20 protein-coding genes and 1 tRNA gene are annotated in these 18,362 nt (G+C 70.6%); 5 read left to right on the top strand and 16 right to left on the bottom strand.

Going from position 1 to position 18,362, the window contains the following annotated elements:
• The first annotated feature begins 141 nt into the window (after positions 1-141).
• Positions 142-1,056 (top strand): LysR substrate-binding domain-containing protein, encoded by a 915-nt coding sequence (locus KCH87_RS24970; protein ID WP_210588473.1) that lies wholly within the window; start codon positions 142-144, stop codon positions 1,054-1,056.
• 404 nt (positions 1,057-1,460) lie between these two features.
• Here KCH87_RS24970 and KCH87_RS24960 read toward each other — a convergent pair whose 3' ends face one another.
• On the bottom strand, positions 1,461-2,108 hold the full coding sequence (locus tag KCH87_RS24960; protein WP_247196763.1) for an ANTAR domain-containing protein: 648 nt from the start codon (positions 2,106-2,108) through the stop codon (positions 1,461-1,463).
• A 104-nt stretch (positions 2,109-2,212) separates the two neighbouring features.
• Here KCH87_RS24960 and KCH87_RS24955 point away from each other — a divergent pair, with 104 nt between their 5' ends.
• A complete protein-coding gene (locus KCH87_RS24955) occupies positions 2,213-2,539 on the top strand; it encodes a helix-turn-helix domain-containing protein (RefSeq protein WP_210588471.1) in 327 nt (108 codons plus the stop codon).
• A 92-nt stretch (positions 2,540-2,631) separates the two neighbouring features.
• Here the strand turns inward: KCH87_RS24955 and KCH87_RS24950 are convergent.
• Positions 2,632-2,705, bottom strand: a tRNA-Pro gene (locus tag KCH87_RS24950).
• Positions 2,706-2,856: 151 nt separating this feature from the next.
• Here KCH87_RS24950 and KCH87_RS24945 point away from each other — a divergent pair.
• Positions 2,857-3,528, top strand: a complete 672-nt coding sequence (locus KCH87_RS24945; RefSeq protein WP_210588470.1) for a transketolase — start codon at positions 2,857-2,859, stop codon at positions 3,526-3,528.
• A gap of 169 nt (positions 3,529-3,697) precedes the next feature.
• Here KCH87_RS24945 and KCH87_RS24940 read toward each other — a convergent pair whose 3' ends face one another.
• The 13 genes from KCH87_RS24940 to KCH87_RS24880 form a co-directional block, all read right to left on the bottom strand.
• Positions 3,698-4,057, bottom strand: coding sequence for an MmcQ/YjbR family DNA-binding protein (locus KCH87_RS24940; protein ID WP_210588469.1), 360 nt, complete (start codon positions 4,055-4,057; stop codon positions 3,698-3,700).
• Between the two features lie 30 nt (positions 4,058-4,087).
• Positions 4,088-4,624, bottom strand: coding sequence for a GNAT family N-acetyltransferase (locus KCH87_RS24935; protein ID WP_210588468.1), 537 nt, complete (start codon positions 4,622-4,624; stop codon positions 4,088-4,090).
• Positions 4,621-5,211 carry a helix-turn-helix domain-containing protein gene (locus KCH87_RS24930; RefSeq protein ID WP_210588467.1) on the bottom strand — a complete coding sequence of 197 codons (591 nt, stop codon included), beginning with the start codon at positions 5,209-5,211 and terminating at the stop codon, positions 4,621-4,623. Before KCH87_RS24930 ends, KCH87_RS24935 begins: the two co-directional genes overlap by 4 nt.
• A 37-nt stretch (positions 5,212-5,248) precedes the next feature.
• The gene (locus KCH87_RS24925; protein ID WP_210588466.1) at positions 5,249-6,151 is read right to left on the bottom strand and encodes a LysR family transcriptional regulator; all 903 of its coding nucleotides are present in this window, start codon (positions 6,149-6,151) and stop codon (positions 5,249-5,251) included.
• Positions 6,148-7,350 carry a glycine C-acetyltransferase gene (locus KCH87_RS24920; RefSeq protein ID WP_210588465.1) on the bottom strand — a complete coding sequence of 401 codons (1,203 nt, stop codon included), beginning with the start codon at positions 7,348-7,350 and terminating at the stop codon, positions 6,148-6,150. Before KCH87_RS24920 ends, KCH87_RS24925 begins: the two co-directional genes overlap by 4 nt.
• A gap of 28 nt (positions 7,351-7,378) precedes the next feature.
• Positions 7,379-8,407, bottom strand: coding sequence for an L-threonine 3-dehydrogenase (gene tdh / locus KCH87_RS24915; RefSeq protein WP_210588464.1), 1,029 nt, complete (start codon positions 8,405-8,407; stop codon positions 7,379-7,381).
• Between the two features lie 146 nt (positions 8,408-8,553).
• Positions 8,554-9,117, bottom strand: coding sequence for a GAF domain-containing protein (locus tag KCH87_RS24910; protein ID WP_210588463.1), 564 nt, complete (start codon positions 9,115-9,117; stop codon positions 8,554-8,556).
• A 59-nt stretch (positions 9,118-9,176) separates the two neighbouring features.
• Entirely contained in the window at positions 9,177-9,794 is a 618-nt protein-coding gene (locus KCH87_RS24905; RefSeq protein ID WP_210588462.1) for an ATP/GTP-binding protein, read from the bottom strand.
• Positions 9,772-10,143: a DUF742 domain-containing protein gene (locus KCH87_RS24900; protein WP_210588630.1), complete on the bottom strand. Its 372-nt coding sequence runs from the start codon at positions 10,141-10,143 to the stop codon at positions 9,772-9,774. The genes KCH87_RS24905 and KCH87_RS24900 overlap by 23 nt, the downstream gene beginning before the upstream one ends.
• Before the next feature lie 2 nt (positions 10,144-10,145).
• Positions 10,146-10,580, bottom strand: a complete 435-nt coding sequence (locus KCH87_RS24895) for a roadblock/LC7 domain-containing protein (protein WP_210588461.1) — start codon at positions 10,578-10,580, stop codon at positions 10,146-10,148.
• Positions 10,581-10,660: 80 nt separating this feature from the next.
• Positions 10,661-12,679 carry a sensor histidine kinase KdpD gene (locus KCH87_RS24890; RefSeq protein WP_210588460.1) on the bottom strand — a complete coding sequence of 673 codons (2,019 nt, stop codon included), beginning with the start codon at positions 12,677-12,679 and terminating at the stop codon, positions 10,661-10,663.
• A gap of 676 nt (positions 12,680-13,355) precedes the next feature.
• Entirely contained in the window at positions 13,356-14,609 is a 1,254-nt protein-coding gene (locus tag KCH87_RS24885; RefSeq protein WP_210588459.1) for an MBL fold metallo-hydrolase, read from the bottom strand.
• 110 nt (positions 14,610-14,719) lie between these two features.
• Positions 14,720-15,547, bottom strand: coding sequence for an MOSC domain-containing protein (locus KCH87_RS24880; RefSeq protein ID WP_210588458.1), 828 nt, complete (start codon positions 15,545-15,547; stop codon positions 14,720-14,722).
• 154 nt (positions 15,548-15,701) lie between these two features.
• Between KCH87_RS24880 and KCH87_RS24875 the strand changes: the two genes are divergently transcribed.
• Together KCH87_RS24875 and KCH87_RS24870 are read left to right on the top strand one after the other, a co-directional pair.
• The gene (locus KCH87_RS24875; protein WP_210588457.1) at positions 15,702-16,880 is read left to right on the top strand and encodes a glutamate dehydrogenase; all 1,179 of its coding nucleotides are present in this window, start codon (positions 15,702-15,704) and stop codon (positions 16,878-16,880) included.
• A 36-nt stretch (positions 16,881-16,916) separates the two neighbouring features.
• Complete coding sequence (locus KCH87_RS24870) at positions 16,917-17,537, top strand: TetR/AcrR family transcriptional regulator (RefSeq protein ID WP_210588456.1); 621 nt, start codon at positions 16,917-16,919, stop codon at positions 17,535-17,537.
• 21 nt (positions 17,538-17,558) lie between these two features.
• Here the strand turns inward: KCH87_RS24870 and KCH87_RS24865 are convergent, their stop codons facing one another.
• Positions 17,559-18,344 (bottom strand): SGNH/GDSL hydrolase family protein, encoded by a 786-nt coding sequence (locus KCH87_RS24865; RefSeq protein ID WP_210588629.1) that lies wholly within the window; start codon positions 18,342-18,344, stop codon positions 17,559-17,561.
• Positions 18,345-18,362: the final 18 nt, after the last annotated feature.

The raw sequence follows: 18,362 nt of genomic DNA, 5'->3' as shown, positions 1-18,362 counted from the left end.
GAAGATCCTTCTCTCCATTGCGTAGCGCGGAGTTCGGAATGGTTTGTCCTGCTCCGCGGCTCTTGCTCTGTCGAGGTTAGGATCGATAGGTCAGACTGTCCAAGACTCACTTGGACATACTTGAGTCTCGTGAGGTCTTACATGCTTGACCTGCGTCAACTGCGCTATTTCGTGGCCGTCGCCGAGGAGGAACACGTCGGCCGGGCCGCCGAGCGCCTGCACATCTCCCAGTCGCCCCTGAGCCGGCAGATCGCCCAGCTGGAGAAGAACCTGGGGCTGACCCTGTTCGAACGCACCCAGCAGCGCATCCGTCTCACCTCCGACGGCCGCGTCTTCCTCTCCGAGGCCGAGGCCCTGCTACGGCACGCCGCTCGCCTGGAGAACCTCGGCCGACGCCTCGGTCGCGGGGAAGAGGGTGGCCTGTGCGTGGGGTACGTCGGCGACGCGATGCACACCGGCCTCCTGCCCCGAGCCCTGCGCGAACTGCACGACGAACGCCCCGGCATCCACGTCGCCCTCTACGACCTCACCGCGACCCAGCAGTTCGAGGGCTTGCGCCAACGCAGCCTGGACATCGCCCTGGTCCCACAGGCGCCCCCCGAAGCGGACCCGGACCTGCGCGGCGCGCTCCTCCTCAAGGACCCCCTGCTCCTTGCCATGCCCAGCAGCCACCCTCTCGCCGACGCGCCGGAGGTCCTGCCCGCGGACCTGGACACCCAGCCATGGATCGTCGTCGAGGACAGCCAGGACCGCGCCTGGCGGGACGACTTCGTCGCTGCCTGCGCCGCCGCCGGGTTCACTCCCGACATCCGCCTCGAAGCCCCCGACCCCCTCACCGCGCTCGGCCTCGTCGCATCCGGCCTCGGCATGGCATTCGTGCAGAAGAGCATGCTGCACGGCCGCACAGCAGGCGTCACCGTCCGTGAACTCCCCTGGTTCCAGAGGTCCGTACGCCTGTGGGCCGCCTGGCACCAGATCGATCTCCGCCCGATCGTCGCATCATTTCGCGCGACGGTCCTGAACACAGGGAACGAGGAGGAACCATCAAGCCGTTGACGGTCACCATGCCCTCATCGGTGATGGTTGCCAGGCAAGTCGCCCAAGTGGTCAGTCGTCTCCCCTGACGATGGTGACGGCCTTCGGTTCCCGGCCCGACTCGGCGGCAGGTTCGGTGTCTTCGGCCTCGACCGCGGGGATGCAGGTACGCATCTCCTGTCCACGCTGATGGCGGGCCTTCGACCACCCCGTTTCGCGGACAACGAGTTTCTCACTGGGGTGCGCGCTCACAACATTCCTCCTCTTTCTGCGCCTGGCACGTTCGACAGCCAGGTCGCTGAGAGAGACAACACCGCAGGGGTCTGCCCTCTTCGAATATCTCCCGGTCCACGCAGCCCCGCACGTCGTGCCCCGTCGTGATCACGGTGGGTCACGCCTGGGCTGAACATGGCGCCTCGGGGGCGTCATCCGGGAGGTGCCGCTCCGTCGCGGAGCGCGCTCACCGCCGCGGCCACGTTCGTTTGCAGCGTGTCGGGGAGCGCTTCGCCGTTGATGGCCGTCAGGAGTTCCTCGGCGACCTGGTGAAGCTTGGTGTTCGTGTTCTGGGAGACCGCGACCAGCACGGCCCACGCGTCCTCGGAACTCAGGGAGAACGTGGCCATCAGAATGCCTGTGGCCTGGTCTATGGCCGGGCGCGTTCGCATGGCGCGGCGCAGTTGAGCGACCTCGTTCCGCAGGTCTTCCTGGCCCTCGCTCAGGACGTCCTCCGTCTGCTGGGTGCCCGCGAACAGCGGCCACGTGTCCGTGTCGACCAGGAGCTTGCGCACGGCGGGGCTGGCCGCCCGCACGGTGAGGGTCTTCCCTTGTCTGACGGCACGCCACCGCGCGGCCAGCAGGAGGTTCAACCCCGAGCAGTCGCAGAACGTGACTCCGCTCAGGTCCAACTCCACATGACGTACACACCGGCTGACGGAGTCCTCCAGCGCACTCCGCAGCTGTTCCTCGCTGTCCATGTCCAACTCGCCGCAGACCCTGACGGTTATGTTGCCGTCTGCGGCGCCGGAGCGATCCGGGATCCGTAGCTGCTGCATGGCCGCCTCCAACGAGGGCATTTGGCTCCAGTTCAGGTTGCCCCGCCGACCATTACCCGTCAAGAGATACCGGAAATCCATTTCAGGTTTTTGAATGCATGAACAGCATGTCCTAGCCTGGGGGGATGGCCGAAGCCCCTGAACCGCACACCGGCTGGACGTTCCTCACCAATCACGCGCGCGTCCTGGCCGCCATCGCAGGCAACCACGCCACCCGCATCCGCGACATCGCCGCACGCTGCCGACTCACCGAAAGGGCGGTGCAGAAGATCATCGCCGACCTGGAGGGCGGCGGTTATCTCACGCACACCCGTGAGGGCAGAACCAACGCCTACCGCATCCAGCCGGACACCATCCTCCGTCACCCGGCGGAGACCGGACTCACCGTCGCCGACCTGCTCGTCTTCCTCCACCAGCACGACCACAACCGCAGCGATCAGACGGCAACCTGATCCCGCGACCGGCCCGCTGGTTCAGCAGATCCGCCGAGTGCCACGCGAAAAGGGCCCCCACAGGCTCTCGCCTGCGAAGACCCTTCGCACCGTCGGGACGACAGGATTTGAACCTGCGACCCCTTGACCCCCAGTCAAGTGCGCTACCAAGCTGCGCCACGTCCCGGTGCCTGTCTGACCTGGGGTTTCCCCCGGTCGAACGCGCATGGAAACAATACCGCACTCGGGTCGGTGGTCGCGCACTCGTTTACGCAGGGCCGACGCCCCACCGCGCCGCAGTTGACCTCAAGTTCGATTGAGGTTGCACGATCGTCGGCATGACGATCACCGAGGGACAGCCGATCACCGGGGAACACAGGCGCACATACGGCTACGCGGACCTGCCCCGGCTCATGAGTCTGATGACGGGCGACGAGAAGCACGGACCTGCGGCGACGTCCACACTGGATGCGCTGTGGGTGCTGTACGACCGGGTGCTGCGGGTGGGCCCGGAGCGGGTGGACGACCCCGGGCGGGACCGGTTCCTGCTGTCCAAGGGGCACGGGCCGATGGCGTACTACACGGTTCTGGCCGCGAAGGGCTTCGTACCCGTGGACTGGCTGCCGGACTTCGGCTCGTACGACTCCCCGCTCGGCCATCACCCCGACCGGGTGCTCGTGCCGGGGGCGGAGATCGGCAGCGGTTCGCTGGGGCACGGGCTGCCGATCGCCGTCGGGACGGCGCTGGGGCTGCGCGCCCAGGGGCTCCATGAGCCACGGGTCTGGACGCTCGTCGGAGACGCCGAGCTGGACGAGGGCAGCAATCACGAGGCGATCGCCTTCGCCGGTCCCGCCGGGCTGGAGCGGCTGCACACCGTCGTCATCGACAACGCGTCCGCCGCCCACGCCCGGCCCGGCGGTATCGCCGCCCGTTTCGAGGCCGCGGGCTGGACGCCGGGACGCTTCGGGAGCGGATCACGGGATTCGTGGGCCGCTGAGCAGGTCGGGTGAGGCTGGCTGCGGTTCGGCAGCGCCCCGAAGGGGCGCGGGGCTGTGTCGATATGCGGCTCCGCCGCGATGGGGGTCCCCCCGCTCGAGCGAAGCCGAGAGTGGGGGAGCGACCAGCCACGACGGCGCGGCAGACGATCGACGGCCCGTCGCGGCCCTTCCAGCGGGGCGCCTAGTCCGCGGCCGGCAGCCCCAACTCCGGGTAGGCGTCGATCAGTCGGGGCGGAGCCGCCTGACGCCAGGAGTCGGCGAGGATGTCCCGCAACTCGTCCTCGCTGTCCAGAGCCGTGAGCCGGACCCGGACCCAGGCGAACATCGCCTCGTGCTCGGCGATCCAGAACTTCTCCGGCTCGGCCAGCACCAGTTCGTCGCGCTCCTCCTTCGGGCAGCGCACGGCGATGGAGGTCTCCTCCTCGGGCAGCGTGGCGAACATCTTCCCCGCGACCCGGAAGGTGGGCATGCTCCAGGCGATCTTCTCCGTCGTGTCCGGCAGGGACAGGGCGATCCGTCGTACGTCTTCGGCATCCTGCATGAGACGCACCGTAGCGGCTCCCACTGACAGTCAGCAGGTGAGAGTGCTCGCTGCCACCTGCTTGAAGTAGATGGTCGTCGGCCGCAGCACCCCGGCCGGGCTCGCCGCGTAGTCGGGAATCGCTCCGAGCCAGGTCCAGCCGGCCGAGCGGTAGAGGCGTTCGGCGAGGCTGTCGGTCTCGGTGTCCAGGTGCAGGAGCGTGATGCCCGACGCGGCGGCCGCCCCTTCGGCGGTGTCCAGGAGCGTACGACCGAGGCCGTTCCCCCGCGCGTCCCGGTGCACCATCAGCTTGACCAGCTCGGCCCGGTGACGGCTGTTGGGCTTGTCCGCGAAGGCCAGGCTGACGGTGCCGACCACCCTGCCGCCCTCGTCATGTGCCACCCACACCGCAAGCTGTCCGGCGGCCACCGAGGCGGCGCGCTCCGTCCACCACGCCGCGGCCGCCGTACGGTCGAGCGGTGCGAGAAAGCCGACGGAGGCGCCGGCGTGCACGGTGTCGGTCAGCAGGTCGGTCAACTCCTCGATTGCTGACAGCAGTTGACCCGATTCCAAGCGCACCACGTTCATGGCAGCACCACCGCCAGTACATACCGAGCCTCCTCGGTGCCGACGCACCGGAACCGCGTCGGCCCCCACACCCGCAGCCGCAGACAGTCGCCCGTGTCGAGACGGTGATCGACATCCTGCGCGGTCACCTCTAGGGACCCGTCCAGCACCCAGATGTGCTGCTCCAGGCCCGGTACGGGCGGCCGGTCGTAGGCGATGTCGGCGCCCGGGGCGAGCCGCCCCTCGACGAGTTCGCCGCGCAGCCCGGCATGCGGCGGGGACACGGACCGTCGTACGAACCCGGAGGACCGGTCCTCCCACACATGCTGTTCGGCTGCCCGCACCAGCAGCGCGGGCTCCTGCTCGACCTCGCTGAGCAGCTGGGACATGGTCCGTCCGTAGACGGCGCACAGCCGGTTGAGAAGAGATGCCGTGGGGCTGATCTCCGCGCGTTCGGCACGGGACAGCGTCGACCGGCTGACTCCGCTGCGCTCCGCCAACTCCCCCAGGGACCAGCCCCGTTCGGCCCGAAGCTCGGCGAGACGGGCGCCGAGCCGGGCGTCGACGGGATCCGGGCCGGGCGCAGCCTCGACACCATCTTGTTTCATATTCGGGATGCTATCCCATTTGCGAGACGAGTCGAGCCTAGCCTTGAGCGGCTGCTTCCAACGCCTCCAGCACCGGCCGGATCAGCGGATGCCCCTCCGCTCCCCTTCGTACCGCCGCGAAGACCCGGCGGGTGGGCGCGATCCCGTCGACCGGGCGGACCACCACGCCCGTGAGGTCCATGCCGTGCAGCGCGGAACGGGGTACGAGGGCCACGCCCGCATCGGCGGAGGCGAGGGCGACGACCGCGCGGAAGTCGTCCGAGGAGTGCTCGAGGCGGGGCTGGAATCCCGCGCTCTCGCAGGCGAGGACGACGACTTCGTGGCACGGGTTGCCGGGGTACGGCCCGATCCACGGGTCCTTGGCCAGCTCCGCCAGAGGAACCTCCTCGGCATCCGCCAGCCGGTGACTGACCGGAACCACCGCGTCGAACGGCTCGGCGTACAGCGGGACATGGGTCAGTCGCGGGTCGTCGGCGGGCGGGGCCCCGCGGTACTCCACGGCGACCGCGACATCGACCTGCCGGTCCAGCACCATCGGCAGGCTGGCGTCGCCCTCGGCGTCCTGGACGCGGATCCGGATGCCGGGCGCGGTCACGGCGAGCCGGGCCACCGCGGGCGCGACGACCAGGGCGATACCGGTCGCGAACGAGGCGACGGTGACCGTGCCGGCCGCACCCGAGCTGTAGGCGGCCAGTTCCGCCTCGGCCCGCTCCAGCTGGGCGAGGACCTCATTGGTGTGGCTGAGCAGGATCTCGCCGGCCGGAGTCAGCCGTACCCCCTTCGCGCCGCGTTCGACCAGCCGGTGGCCCGTCTCCTGCTCCAGGGCCGTCAGCTGCTGGGAGACGGCGGAGGGGGTGAGATACAGCGCGGCGGCAGCCGCCGTGACCGTACGGTGGTCGGCCACCGCACGGAGGATGTGGAGCCGCCGCGCTTCGATCATGCGACCGATTCTCCCAGGTCCGCACGCGCCGCGACGAAGGCGTCGACCGCACGGTTCACATCCGCCTTCGAGTGCGCGGCGGACAGCTGCACCCGGATGCGGGCCTGGCCCTGCGGTACGACCGGGTAGGAGAAGCCGATCACATACACCCCGCGCTCCAGCAGCAGCTCCGCCATCCGCCCGGCGACGGTGGCATCGCCGATCATCACGGGCGCGATCGCGTGGTCGCCGGCGAGGAGGTCGAAGCCCTCCTCGGTCATCCGGCGGCGGAACAGCGCGGTGTTCTCGGCGAGCCGGACCCGCAGGTCGTCCGCGGACTCCAGCAGATCGAGCACCTTCAGGGACGCGGCGGCGATCACCGGGGCGAGCGTGTTCGAGAAGAGGTACGGCCGTGAACGCTGGCGCAGCAGGGCGACGATCTCGGCGCGGGCGGCGACGTAGCCGCCGGAGGCGCCGCCGAGCGCCTTGCCGAGGGTGCCGGTGATGATGTCCACGCGGTCCATGACGCCGTGCAGTTCAGGGGTGCCGCGGCCGGTCGGGCCGACGAAGCCGACGGCGTGCGAGTCGTCGACCATCACCATCGCGTCGTAGCGGTCGGCGAGGTCGCAGATCTCGCGCAGGGGTGCCACATAACCGTCCATGGAGAAGACGCCGTCGGTGACGATCAGCCTGCGCCTGGCGGACTGCGCCTCCTTCAACTGCCGTTCCAGATCGGCCAGATCACGGTTGGCGTACCGGAAACGGCGGGCCTTGGACAGCCGGATGCCGTCGATGATCGAGGCGTGGTTCAACGCATCCGAGATGACCGCGTCCTCGGCGCCCAGCAACGTCTCGAACACGCCGCCGTTGGCGTCGAAGCAGGAGGAGTACAGGATCGTGTCCTCCTGGCCGAGGAACGCCGACAGCCTCGCCTCCAGTTCCTTGTGCACCTCCTGCGTGCCGCAGATGAAGCGCACCGAGGCCATGCCGTAGCCCCATCGGTCCAGGGCCGCGTGGGCGGCGGCGACGACCTCCGGGTGGTCGGCGAGGCCGAGGTAGTTGTTGGCACAGAAGTTGAGGACCTCACCGGGGCGGCCGCCCGCGGTGACGGCGACGGTCGCGGACTGCGGGGTGCCGATGACCCGCTCGGGCTTGTGCAGACCGGCGGCACGGATCTCGTCGAGGGTGACGCGGAGGTCGTCGCGCACGGAGTCGAACATGGCTGAAGCTCCTGAAGATGTAAGGGAGTTACGCGGTCCAGTCGAGGATGACCTTGCCGCCGCGGCCGCTGGCCGCATCGGCGAACGCCGCCTCGAAGTCGCGGTAGCCGTACCGGCCGGTGATGACGGGCGCGAGGTCGAGACCGCCCTCCAGCAGGACCGACATCGCGTACCAGGTCTCGAACATCTCGCGGCCGTAGATGCCCTTGACGGTGATCATCGAGGTGACGATCCGGGCCCAGTCGACCGGGAACTCCTGGGCCGGCAGACCGAGCATCGCGATCCGGCCGCCGTGCGTCATGTTCGCGATCATGTCGCGCATCGCCTCGGGACGGCCGGACATCTCCAGGCCGATGTCGAAGCCCTCGCGCAGGCCGAGTCGGCGCTGCCCGTCGGCGATCGTGGTGCCGGAGACATTGAGCGCGAGGCTCACACCGATCTTGCGGGCGAGGTCCAGCCGCTCCTCGCTCACATCGGTGATCATGACGTTCCGTGCACCCGCGTGCCGGGCCACCGCCGCCGCCATCAGGCCGATGGGGCCGGCGCCGGTGATCAGGACGTCCTCGCCGACCAGCGGGAAGGACAGGGCGGTGTGCACGGCGTTGCCGAACGGGTCGAAGATCGCGGCGACATCGAGGTCGACGGGGACTCGGTGCACCCACACATTGGCGGCGGGCAGAGCCACGTACTCGGCGAACGCCCCGTCCCGTCCGACGCCGAGCCCGATCGTGGCCCGGCACAGATGCCGCCGCCCGGCCAGGCAGTTGCGGCACTTCCCGCACACCAGATGGCCCTCGCCGCTGACCCGGTCGCCGGCCGTGATGTCGGCGACGTCCCGGCCGGTCTCGACGACCTCACCGACGAACTCGTGCCCGACGACCAGCGGCGTACGGATCGCCTGCTGTGCCCAGCCGTCCCAGGACCGGATGTGCAGATCGGTGCCGCAGATGCCGGTGCGCAGCACCTTGATCAGTACGTCGCCCGGTCCCAGGACGGGTTCGGGGACGTCCGCGAGCCACAGCCCGGGCTCCGCCTTCTCCTTGACCAGCGCCTTCAACGCTACGGCTCCTGACGCTCAGGCCCCGGGCGCGGGCATGCCGAAGGAGCCCTTGCCGGGGAGAGGGGTGGTGTCGACTGGCAATCTGCCGCACGTCCGCACCCCGGGTCCATCGAGGATTTCTTAACCGCGGCCGAAGCTCCGCTTCACACCTGCCCGTACCGCTCCAGTCGTACGGTGAGTTCCGCGGCCGCCGTTTTGATGGTCTCCAGCCCGGCCTTCCCCCAGGGCCGGGGTGCCACGTCGACGACGCAGACAGTGCCGAGCACCATGCCCGTGCTGTCGATGAGCGGTGCGCCCAGATAGGAACGGATGCCGAACTCGTCGACGACCGGGTTGCCCGCGAACCGCGGATAGTCGCAGACGTCCTCCAGGACGAGCGCCTTGCGTCGAACCACGACATGTGGGCAGAACCCATGGTCGCGCGGGAGGGTCCGGCCGACCTCCGGACTGGTGCCGTCGCTCCTCACATACGGGCCGATGGCCGGAAGGTGCAGACCCGCGAAGAACTGCCGGTCCTCGTCGATGAAGTTGACCATGGCGTACGGCGCCCCGGTCACCTCGGCGAGTCCGTCCGCGAAGGCGTCGAGGGCGGGCTCGGTCCGCTCCCCCAGACCCAGCCGACGCAGCCGGTCGGCGCGGGCGGGGGCCTCCTTGTCCTCGGGTGTGAGCAGCAGACGACCGGCCGGGCGTGGCGGGTCGTAGCTCATGGGCGCACTCCGTCGCTGTGGGGATGTGTCATAGGCGGGCTCCGTGGGGTGTGCGGGGATCACATGTGGGCGCCATGGCTCGGCGCGGCGGCCGGGGTATGGGCGATGAGGTGCCGTACGAGGGTCAGCAGGGTCTGGACGCCGGAGCTGGAGATCCGGGCGTCGCACTGCACGACGGGAATCTCGGGGTCGAGATCGATGGCGGCGCGCACCTCCTCGGGGTCGTAGCGGTAGGAGCCGTCGAACTCGTTGATCGCGACGATGAAGCCCATGCCGCGCTGCTCGAAGAAGTCGACGGCGGCGAAGCAGTCCTCCAGGCGGCGGGTGTCGGCGAGGATGACCGCCCCCAGCGCGCCCTCGGAGAGCTCGTCCCACATGAACCAGAACCGCTCCTGTCCCGGTGTGCCGAACAGATACAGCACGTGTTCCGGGTCGAGCGTGATGCGGCCGAAGTCCATGGCCACCGTCGTCTCTACCTTGTTCTCGATTCCGTCGAGGTTGTCGGTCGCGGCGCTGACCGTGGTGAGCAACTCCTCCGTGCTGAGCGGCGCGATCTCGCTGACGGCGCCGACGAAGGTCGTCTTGCCGGCCCCGAACCCGCCCGCCACCAGGATCTTGAGCGCGGTGGGGAAGAGGTCGGCGCCGTCGTCGTAGTCAGAGCTGTCGTCGTAGTCCATCGAGCACTGCCTCCAGAAGGGCCCGGTCGGTGGGGTTGTGGTGGAACTCGGGGGGCTTGGTGGTCAGCGCCCCGCAGTCGACGAGGTCGGAAAGCAGGACTTTGGTGACCACCGCTGGCAGCTTCAGGTGGGCGGCGACCTCGGCGACCGAGACAGGCGCGCGGCACAGGTCCAGTGCCTGCGCGTGCTCCGGACCGAGGTAGCCGAGAGGGGTGGCCCCGGTGGCCATCACCTGCGACAGGAGATCGAGCGCGACGGTGGGCCGGGTGCGGCCGTTGCTGACCGTGAAGGGGCGCACCAGCCGTCCGGCCGCGTCGTCGAGCCAGGGCCCGTCGCCGGCCGCCGCCACGGTCAAGGCCTCAACGCCGTGGATTCGACGGCGTGCTGACGGGGCGCGGTCATCAGGTAGGGGCGGACACTCTTGACCAGCATCGCCATCTCGTAGCCGAGCACCGCCGCGTCGGCCTCGCGGCCGGCGAGCACGGCGAGACAGGTGCCGGATCCGGCCGTCGTCACGAACAGCAGTGTCGAGTCGAGTTCGACGACGACCTGGCGGACGTCTCCGCCGTCGCCGAAGCGGACCCCGGCGCTGCGGCCGAGGGAGTAGAGACCGGAGGCCAGGGCGGCCATGTGGTCGGCGCTGTCGGGGTCGAGGCCGTGGACCGACTTCACGAGCCCGTCGCAGGACAGGAGTACCGCGCTGGTGGTGTGCGGTACGCGCTGCACGAGGCCGCTCATCAGCCAGTCGAGATCGGATACATGGCCGGTCGGCGCTTCGCTCGCCATGGTGGATCGACTCCTTGAGGTACGAAGGTCTGCGGGAGCGCTGGGTGTGGGGGTGGGCAGGGGGGTGTCTACGGAGGTGGTCATCCGGCTGGTGCGCTCCCGTCGTGCCGGGTGGTGGTGTGGTCGGGGCGGGGCGGCATGGGGCGCGCCTCCGTTGTGTGGGCCGGGTCCATGGGCGGTCCGTCTATGGAATGGGCCCTGGTCATGGGTTCGGCATCTGTGTGGGATGCATCCAGCTGTGTCGGTGCGAGGCGCGTCGGCTCCGTGCGCACCGGTTTGATGTGTGCGGGCTCCATATGTGCGGGCTCCATATGACCGGACACCATGTGTGGCCCGGAGTCCCTGTGTCCCGACACCGTGTGGGACGAGTCCATGTGACCCGACTCCATGTGCTGCTGCGCCTCCGCGAGGCCGATGCCACGCTGGAAGGCTGCCATCAGGCCGGGGTCGTGGCCGGCGAGGTGGTCCGAGTCCTGGCGCGGTGCCGGACCGTCGCGCAGCTGGGGCGCGATGTGTTCCTGGGCGCGGCGCCGGGGCAGTTGGGGCTTGCCCATGGTGCCGCGCACGGTGCTGGTGCGCGGCAGGGGCGGTGTGCCCGTGTTCTCGACGACGAGCGGACGGTCTTCGGGCCGGATGCCCGGCAGTGCCTCGGCCGGATTGGGCCGCTCCTCGTGGACGCGCACGGGCAGCGGCACCGGTGGGCGGCTGTCCGGCATCGGTGCGGCCGCCCGAGGGGCCCGCTGCCGGGGCGGCACACCGGTCGGCGCCGCGGGCACGACCCGCTGTCCCGCGTCGGGTGCCGGTGCGGGCCGCGGATGCTGCTGCGTCGGTACGGCCGCCCCCGCGCCGCCACTGGTGTCCTGCGCCCGCGGTACGGCCCCGGGAGCGCCCGGATGTGTACCCAGCAGCCCCTGCGGCACGACGAGTACGGCCTGGACACCGCCGTAGATATTGGTCTGCAGACGGACGTTGATGCCGTGCCGTCGTGCGAGCTGGGAGACGACGAACAGCCCGATGCGGCCGTCGGCGAGCAGGCTCGCGACATTCACCTGGTCGGGGTCGGCCAGCAGGGCGTTCATCTTGCTCTGCTCGCCGACGGGCATGCCGAGTCCGCGGTCCTCGACCTCGACGGCGAGCCCGGAGGTGACCAGTTCGGCGCGCATCAGCACCTGGGTGTGCGGGGCGGAGAACACCGTGGCGTTCTCCACGAGTTCGGCGAGCAGATGGATCACGTCGGCGACGGCGTGTCCGCGCAGGGTGCCGTCGATGGGCGGCACGAGCTTGACGCGCGAGTACTGCTCGACCTCGGCGATGGCCGAGCGCAGCACCTCGGTCATGGAGACCGGGTTGCTCCACTGTCTGCGTGACACGGCGCCGCCGAGCACGGCGAGGTTCTCCGCGTGGCGCCGGATGCGGGTGGCGAGGTGGTCCACGTGGAAGAGGCCCTTGAGCAGGTCGGGGTCCTCGATCTCGTTCTCCAGCTCATCGAGGATGGAGATCTCGCGGTGCACCAGCGACTGAAGGCGCCGCGCGAGATTCAGGAAGACCTCCAGCTTCTGCTCGCTGCCCGCCTGACTGGACAGCTGTGCGGCCTGGACGACGGCGGTGACGGCACCGTCGTGCACGCGGGCCAGGTCGGCGGCGAGGAGTTCGAAGTCGTCGGCGTCCTCGGGGGGCCCGCTGCGCGGCTTGCGCTGGGGCGCGGCGTCGCCGCGGCGCAGCGCCTCGACGAGCGCCCGCAGATCGGCCTCGCCGCGCGCGCTGCTCCGGCGCATCGCACCGAGCCGTTCGCTCACGGACCTGGCGGCGCGATCCGCGGCCACGGCGGCGATCGCGATCCCGACGCAGGTCACCGAGACCGCACCGGCGAGCACGCCCCACAGGGTGAGGCTGGGCTGCGCCCCGGTCGTGCGGACGGTGAACAGCACGGCGGCCGAGGCGCTGAGGGCGACCGCGAGGGGCGGCAGCACGGCGAGACGCAGGAGTTGGGGTCGTATGGGCGCCTCGGGCAGCACGGGTACAGGGCGGGCGACCGGCCGCCCGTGCCGGCCGCCCTCGCGGCGGTCTGCGCGTGCTGCCGGTGCGCGGAGCTGAGACATCGGTGTCCTCGTACTGGTCTGTCGGGCCTGGTTGCCAGGGGGGTCCGCGTGGCCGCCGGTGTCGCCTGCGGTGTGCGCCCCGGAGGGCTCACGGCCCCGGGCGGTCACTCCCCCGGGCTCGCGAGACCCGACGTACGCCCGGCTGGACCGGGGCGACCCGGCGTGCGCCCCGCCGGTCCCCCGGCCGCGCTCGCGTCGGGAGGGCGCTGCGGCGCCGCGGTCGCCGGTCACCGGTTTCCCCCGGCTTCCGGCCGGGGTCGAGCCAGAGGTGATCCCATCGCGTCGACTCCCTCCGCCGCCTCGCAGCTGCACCTGTCCAGACCCCGCTCCCTGATCCGTCCTGATCCACGCGACGCCCCCGGTGCGGTGCGCGAATCGGACATGCGCCATCGCGGTGCCGGTCGAAAGAGCCGAAAAATTCGGCCCTGCGTCGCCCGGCGGACACTCACCGTAGTCGCCTGCGCATCATGTGCGGTGGGCAGTTGACAAAGTCCCCCGGAGAGCTTCCCGCTCTGGTATGAGGCTTCGTACGACAGACCGATTAACCTCTCGCACCCCAGTTCTGGAACGAGAAGAGAGCGATCGCAGCTGGTCCGAAGTGGTCACGAACAGACGGCGAGGGCCGGAGAGCTCTTCGCTCTCCGGCCCTCGCCGTCCACGGATTTCCCGCGTTCGATCACCCCGCCGGTACGGCCTCGGGGTCGCCGGTGCCCTCGGCCGCACGGCCCGGAGTGTCACCCGCCGTATCGGTCGGACCGTCGGCCGCGGTCTTCGTCGATGTGCCGGTGCGGAGGTCGGCGTCCGGCCACCCGTCGGCCGGGGCCGACGCCACCGCACGCCACCAGGGCTCGGTGGGCACGGTCTCGGCCGTGGGTTCGAAGGGCTCGCCGGGACGGGGCAGAGCCACGCGAGCGCCCTCCGCGCGGGCGGCCGCGACGGTGCCCTCGCCGGGCTCCGCCCACGGGTGCATCGCCAGATTGAAGGTGGCCCAGTGGATCGGCAGCATCACACCCTGGGGTGTCCCGCCCTGGAGGTCCAGGTGGGCACGCATGCCCTCCTCAGGGGTCATGTGGATGTCGGGCCAGAACTCGGAGTACGCCCCGATCTGGATCATCGTGGCGTCGAACGGGCCGTAGTCGGCGCCGATGTCCTTGAAGCCCTCGAAGTACCCGGTGTCTCCGCTGTGGTAGATCCGGTGTTCCTCGCCCGCGACTGACCAGGAGGCCCAGAGCGTGTGCTGGGTGTTGCGCAGCCCGCGACCACAGAAGTGGCGGGCCGGGGTGGCGGTCAGGGTGAGGCCGCCGACCTTGGTGTCCTCGTGCCAGTCGAGCTCGCGCAGCCGGTCCGCGGACACACCCCAGTGCTCGAGGTGGGCGCCGACGCCGAGCGGCACGACGAACAGGGTGTCCGTGCCCGCCAGCGTCTTGATCGAGGGCATGTCCAGGTGGTCGTAGTGGTCGTGCGAGATGACGACGACGTCGACCGGGCCGAGCGCGGCCAGCGGCAGGGGCACCGGGTGCAGCCGCTTGGGCCCGGCGAAGGCGAACGGAGAGCAGCGCTCGCCCCAGACGGGGTCGAAGAGCACTCGGTGGCCGTCTATCTCCGCGAGCACGCTGGAGTGGCCCATCCAGGTCAGCCGCAGTCCCGTGGCGGGGGGCCGGGCGATGTCGGCGAGGGTCGTGGCGTGCACCGGAACCGTGCCCTGCGGAGCACGGCGGGGCCGAGTGTCCCGGTCGAGGAAGCCCTTCGCCAGCTCCAGGGACGAACCGGAGGGCCGGGTCCGGGCCTCGCCCCCGGGATTCAGGAAGACCCCGTCCTTGAAGTGGGGCGATCTGCGGATACGCGCAAGACGCTCACCACTGGGGTCCGCGCCGAAGGCAGCGGGCTGCAGCGCGCGAAGCCCGGTGCTCAGGGAACGGAATCCGGTCACGGTACCTCCAAGTGGAATTGCTGAGGACTTCCATTATGGGCGCCGCCTCTGACAACCCCGGGTCGCCCCGGTCACAGCGCGATGTCCCGCCCTCCCCGCCCGGGGCGGAACTACAGCTCGGAGTCGCCCCACACCTGCACGTCCACCGCGTCCCCGACCGTCACCTTGCCGGGCCGCAGGACCGCGAACTTCGCGCCGAACGCGACCCCGCCGCCGCCCGCCCGGCGGTAGCCGGCGAGCGTGCGCAGCGGTTCCGGGCCGTCCTTCGTCCCGGTGTCCTGGTCGACCAGGGTGACGGCGCAGCGGATGGCGAGCTTCGCGTAGCCCAGTTCGGCGTCACCGATGGTGATGCGGTGGGCGCGGTCCTCGGTGTGCGGTTCGTCCCAACCGCCGACGACGACGTTCGGGCGGAAGCGGTCCATCGGCAGCGGGCTGCCGCCGCGCTCGGCCACCTTGCCGTTGAGGAGGTCGAGGGTGGCGCGGGAGAGCAGGTGCAGCGCACAGCTGTCGGCGTAGCCGGACGTGCCCGGTGTACGGCCGTCGGTCACCCGGTCGTGCTCGGGTGGCACGCGTACGAGCCTGCTGGGTGCCCGGAGCACGTCCGACAGCCACGCGGCGGCGGTGTTCCCCTGGTCGATCCCCTGATACGGACTTCCGAAGAGATCGACCGCGCGCCGGGCCCCGGATGCGTCCACGTCGACGCGCACGGCCTCGAACCCCGGCGCCCGCAGCACGAGCAGTTCCCCGCCGGCACCGACCGCCGGCCGGATGACTGCGAGCCGAGGATCGCGTCGCTGCGTCCGGAACACACCCTCCTCACTGACGACCATGAAGCTGCGGTCGTGCGCGAGGCCGGCGGGGGTCACCATCACCTCGCCCGGTGAGGTCCCGGCGCAGCCCTTGATGGGGTAGTGGATCAGTTCGACGACGTGGGCCATGCCCTGTCCGCTCCCTCCGATCCAGGTCAGTGCGCTGTTGGAGAGAACTTACTGATTCCACCCGCCGGCCCTCCAACCGGTTTCACGTTGACACGACACGCCACCCGTCCCGATACTGACTCGCTGTTCAGTAATGCCATTTCGAGGAGCCCGTATGACCAACCCCCTGATGTCGCTCGTCTGGACCGACCACGTCAGCGGGCGACAGGGCTTCCTGGTCGTCGACCGGCTGGTGCGCGGTGTGTCCAGTGGCGGGCTGCGGATGCGGGCGGGCTGCACCCTCGACGAGGTCACCGGGCTCGCGCGCGGCATGACCATGAAGGAGGCGCTGCACTACGACCCCGAGGGACGGTACATCCCCCTCGGCGGCGCCAAGGGGGGCATCGACTGCGATCCGCAGGACCCGGATTCGTACGGGCTTCTGGTGCGCTACCTGCGCGCCATGCGGCCGTACATCGAGAGCTTCTGGACCACGGGCGAGGATCTCGGGCTCACCCAGGACCTGGTGGACCGGGCGGCCGCGGAGGCGGGGCTCGTGTCGTCGATCCAGGCCGTGTACCCGCTGCTGGACGACGAGGCCGCGGCCCGGTGCCGGCTCGCCGAAGCGTTCGCCGTCGAGGTGGACGGCATCGGGCTCGACGAACTCGTCGGCGGCTGCGGGGTCGCCGAGTCGGCGCTCGCCGCCCTGGACCGGGCGAGCGTGCCGTACGCAGGGACGCGTGTCGCCGTGCAGGGCCTGGGCACCATGGGCGGGGCGACGGCACGCTTCCTCACGCGCGCGGGGCTCGCGGTCGTGGCCGTCGCCGACATCAAGGGCACGATCGCCAACCCGGCGGGGCTCGACGTCGAGGCCCTGCTCGCCGGGCGCGACGCTTACGGGACCGTCGACCGTTCCGTGTTGCGTCCCGGTGACCGGGAACTGCCGGGCGACGCCTGGCTCTCCGCCGACGCGGAGGTGCTGGTGCCCGCGGCCGTCTCGTATGCGGTCGACGCCGTGAACCAGGAGCGGATCACCGCCCGCTGGATCGTCGAGGCGGCCAACATGCCCGTACTGCCCGAGGCGGAGGAGCTGCTGGCCGCGCGCGGGGTCACCGTGCTGCCGGACGTGGTCGTCAACTCCGGGACGAACGCCTGGTGGTGGTGGACGCTGTTCGGTGACATCGGCGCGGACGCGGACGAGGCGTTCGCGCACACACGCCGCTCGATGCGCGCCCTGGTGAACCTGATGCTGGCCCGCGCGGAGACGGATGGGACGACACCGCGGGCCGCCGCTCACGCCATCGTCGCGGACCGGCTGCCGGTGATCGCCGCGCGATTCGGGTGGTACCGGTGACGCGGGCCGTTGACATGTTCTGTGTAGGGTGACCGCGTGGCCAGGGTGCGGTTGAGCGTGGCTGAGCGGCGCGAGGAGCTGCTGAAAGCCGCCATCGAGCAGATCGAGGCGCGGGGCGTCACGGCCGTCCGGATCGCCGACGTGGCCGCGGCACTCGGTGTGAGCAACGCACTGGTGCTCTATCACTTCTCCACCAAGGAGAGGCTCGTCGCCGCCGCCTTCACCTACGCCGCCGAGGACGACCTCGCACAGCTGCGCCGGCTGCTCGGCCGCCGTACGACGGCACTGCGCCGGCTTCGGGCCGCTGTGCGCTGGTACGCACCCACGGGCCAGGCCAAGGGCTGGCGGCTGTGGATCGAGGGCTGGGCGGCGGCGCTGCGCGAGCCCGCCCTGCGGGAGGTCACCCGCGACCTCGACAAGGAATGGAAGGCCGCGATCGCCGAGGTCATCGCCGAAGGAGTGGCCGCGGGCGAGTTCCGCTGCCCGGATCCCACCGGCGCGGCCCTGCGCCTCACGGCCCTCCTCGACGGACTCGCCGTACAGATGACCTCCTATGCCGGCGCGGTGTCACGCGCGCGTGCGCAGGAATGGGTGGATGACGCACTCGCCCGCGAACTGGGGCTGGAGCGGAAGGCCTTGACCGCGTCAGGACGGTGACCGAGCCGTCCACCGCCGCCCTCAGGCCACGAACCCGATCCGTTCCTTGATGTCGTGCGGCGAGAGCGTGCCCTTCGCCGTCGCATGGTCGCCCGACGACTCGCCGCGCAACCGCCGCCCGATCCACGGGACCAGGTACTCGCGCGCCCAGTGGACGTCGTCCCGCCGCACATCGAGGGTGCCCCGCGGTGGCAGCGGGGGCCAGGGCTGGTCGGGATCGGCCGGGACCTCCAGGCCGAGTACCTGGCCGGCGCGCAGCGCCACGCGCGTGTGCCCCTCGGCCGAGAGGTGGAGCCGGTCGTCGCCCCAGGCCCGCCGGTCCTGAACGGTCTTGAGGGACCACAGGTCGAGCACCGGGCAGCCGAACCGGTCGGCGATCGCCCGTACATGGCCGTTGTAGGTGGCGATCTTGCCGCGCAGATGCTTGAGCACCGGGACGCCTCGGGTGTCGAAGCCGGTCGTCACCATGACGGTGCCGACGGCCGAGGTGAGCCGGACCATCGCCCGCTCGAAGCGTTCGGCGACCTCGTCGGGGTCGGTTCCGGGCCGGATGATGTCGTTGCCGCCCGCACAGAACGAGACCAGGTCCGGGGCGAGTTCGACGGCCTTCGGGAGCTGGTGTGCCACGATCTGGTCGAGCAGTTTGCCGCGCACGGCGAGGTTGGTGTACTCGAAGTCGCCCTCCGGCCGGCGGTCCGCGAGCAGTACCGCGAACCGGTCGGCCCAGCCGACGAACGCCCCGTCAGGGCCGGGGTCGCCGACGCCCTCGGTGAAGCTGTCCCCCACCGCCACGTACGACCCGATCACTGATCTGTTGTCATTCTT

Origin of the sequence: Streptomyces sp. GESEQ-35 (genome assembly GCF_017948485.1) — a bacterium.
GTDB lineage: Bacteria > Actinomycetota > Actinomycetes > Streptomycetales > Streptomycetaceae > Streptomyces.
This window is presented reverse-complemented; position numbering and strand designations above follow the sequence as displayed.